Here is a 2,237-nt window from a genome sequence, read left to right on the forward strand (position 1 = left end):
GGTATTTGCCGGGAAGATGATCGAATCGCCCGTCTTCATCTCAAACGTCTTCCCTTCAAGCCAGATCTCGCATTCGCCATCCAGGATGGTGACAAGGGCATCAAAGGGTGCGGTATGCTCCGAGAGCCCCTCGTCTTCGTCAAAAGAGAAGATGGTGATGTTGCCATGCTTCTGCTTGATCACCATCCTGCTTGCAACCGTTCCATCCTGGTACTCAACGAGCTCATCCAGCCTGATCACTTTTCCCTTGATATCATCACTCATATTCCAAGCTCCTTTCTCTTTGCCTCGATGTGCGGCGATTCCATCGACCGCCTTCACGGGGTCCGGCTCAACCGGGAGGATTCCGCCAGTTAATCCTTTGAGGTCTTCTGTTAAGAGCTTTACCTGATTGGGCGCTCCGGTAACGGTTGGGATCGGGTTCACATAGGTGTAGAGGCCAAAGGCAAGGGCGAAGATTGCATCGATGGTTGCCTTCTGCTCCATGTATTCGGGTGCAGCTGCGGCAACCGGGAGCTGCGTGACCGCCACACCCCGAGTGCATCGGCGATTGCCTGTTGAAATCCTTATGGAGGAAGTCACAGAGTGCATGGGTGTCTCCGTGGTGTCTTCTTACAGCCGTTCATAGACTCTCTGAACGGATTCATGGGGGGAGATCCATGTTGTATCCATAGTACTTCAACAACAGTTCGGGCATTGTGTTGAAATCCCATATGTGTTTGCTATTATTCATTGAGAGGATCTATATCGAACTGATTGTTTCAGAATCATCAATTGTCTTTAAAATGGACTTACTTTTTTAGAGGGGAAAAGTATGGACATTTGAGTTGAATATCGTAAAAAAGGTATTATTCCCGGAATACGATAAGTATTTTTTTAAGGGATCCATTGTGATCCCTTTCAGATACGCTCTATCCCGGATAATTACACAAACACTTTCGACCACTTGTAAAAGACGTTCTCCGCATCTTTCTGCCTGATAGTATGCATAAGGTCGTTTCTGATATCCTTTGTTACAGGATAGAGCTGGTCGCTCCACCAGTAGCCATATGAGAAGACGCCCTTGATGTTATAATCTCCTTTATAAAGAGCCCTGAATAGCCCTTCGTATCCAAGAGCCTGTTCCCTGTAGTTAATCGTCCATCGCTCTTCACCAAGGGCGGGTTCTATCCACCCCTCCTGAAGCGCCCCTGTATAGCTTGGAAGTGTAACGGAGATATACACCTCTTTTCCCTTGAATTTCTCCCATTCTGGTCGGGATAGCCACTCGGTAAATGAAGCTTCAATTTCATCGATATCAGTGTTCCTGGTATCCGCAAAGATATCCCTCCCAATATAATCGCCGTTAGGATCCCATGAGATCAACACAAAATCAACATCATGAACTGATTCGAGCTCATTTACATGTGGCAGCATACCAATTAATCCAATTTTGCCGGAGAATCTCTTTCTCACCTCTGGAATAAGCTCCCGATATCGGTCATCCAGAATATCAGATTTAAGAATATATTCAAATGCCTGATCGTTTGGGTTGATTGTCATATAATCGATTCCCGCAGCCTCTGCCTTATCAGCTTGTTTTAGTATTATCTCCCGCCATCCTGGCCATATTTTATTAAAAGTCAGCATTATTGTTTCTTCATCTGCTGTTCGAAGATCAAGACCCGGTGTTCGAAATGCTCCCTTTGTTCTTTCGACTGAACTTCCGGTGAGCGCCACAGATATTGATAAAAGTGGATCATAGAGGTTCGATACGAGCATGACCATCCCCTGATTGTTCTTTTTTGCAGATTTGGTAATCTGCTTCATCTCATCAGGGGTGATGGTGACTGCCTTAGGGATTAGATCTTCTGTTACATAGGTGACTTCGAACTTATCATTAAACATTGCAAAATCAGAAATGTATACTGCCTTACTTCCGATTGTTCCGATCCTCTCCATTGTGGAGTCGAGATTCTTCACGGGATCTTCACCCAGATCGATCCACACATGAGGGTTCCCCCACATATCCATGGTTCCGATCCCTAGCAGAAGCTCTTTACTGGCAAGCTGGCCTGTTCCGGAAATATACGTTAATTCCCTGTATTCAAAAGGACCGCGAACCGGTGGCTGTTCGCACCACGGGGGCCGTGGCCCCTGCCAACCCGGTGGGGGGCAGACATCCCCGGCAAGAAGCGAGAGGAAACCAAAGACCGCGATCAATACAATGGCTACTGCCCCAATAGCGATTAATATAT

General features: G+C 46.7%; 3 protein-coding genes and 1 pseudogene. 1 reads left to right on the top strand and 3 read right to left on the bottom strand.

Annotation, left to right across the window (positions count from 1 at the left end; translation table 11 throughout):
- The 3 genes and pseudogenes from QCH34_RS11050 to QCH34_RS11060 form a co-directional block, all read right to left on the bottom strand.
- Positions 1-264, bottom strand: a 264-nt coding sequence (locus QCH34_RS11050; protein ID WP_300334106.1) for a cupin domain-containing protein, incomplete at its 3' end; no start/stop codon positions are given.
- Positions 265-381: 117 nt separating this feature from the next.
- Positions 382-591, bottom strand: a pseudogene (locus QCH34_RS13360) (hypothetical protein); the annotation flags it as partial.
- A gap of 333 nt (positions 592-924) precedes the next feature.
- The gene (locus QCH34_RS11060; RefSeq protein ID WP_300334101.1) at positions 925-1,962 is read right to left on the bottom strand and encodes a hypothetical protein; all 1,038 of its coding nucleotides are present in this window, start codon (positions 1,960-1,962) and stop codon (positions 925-927) included.
- Positions 1,963-2,011: 49 nt separating this feature from the next.
- On the opposite strand from QCH34_RS11060, the gene QCH34_RS11065 reads away from it, so the two are divergent.
- On the top strand, positions 2,012-2,237 hold a 226-nt coding region (locus tag QCH34_RS11065), incomplete at its 3' end, for a hypothetical protein (protein ID WP_300334104.1).

This window comes from Methanocalculus sp. (genome assembly GCF_029762515.1).
GTDB lineage: Archaea > Halobacteriota > Methanomicrobia > Methanomicrobiales > Methanocorpusculaceae > Methanocalculus.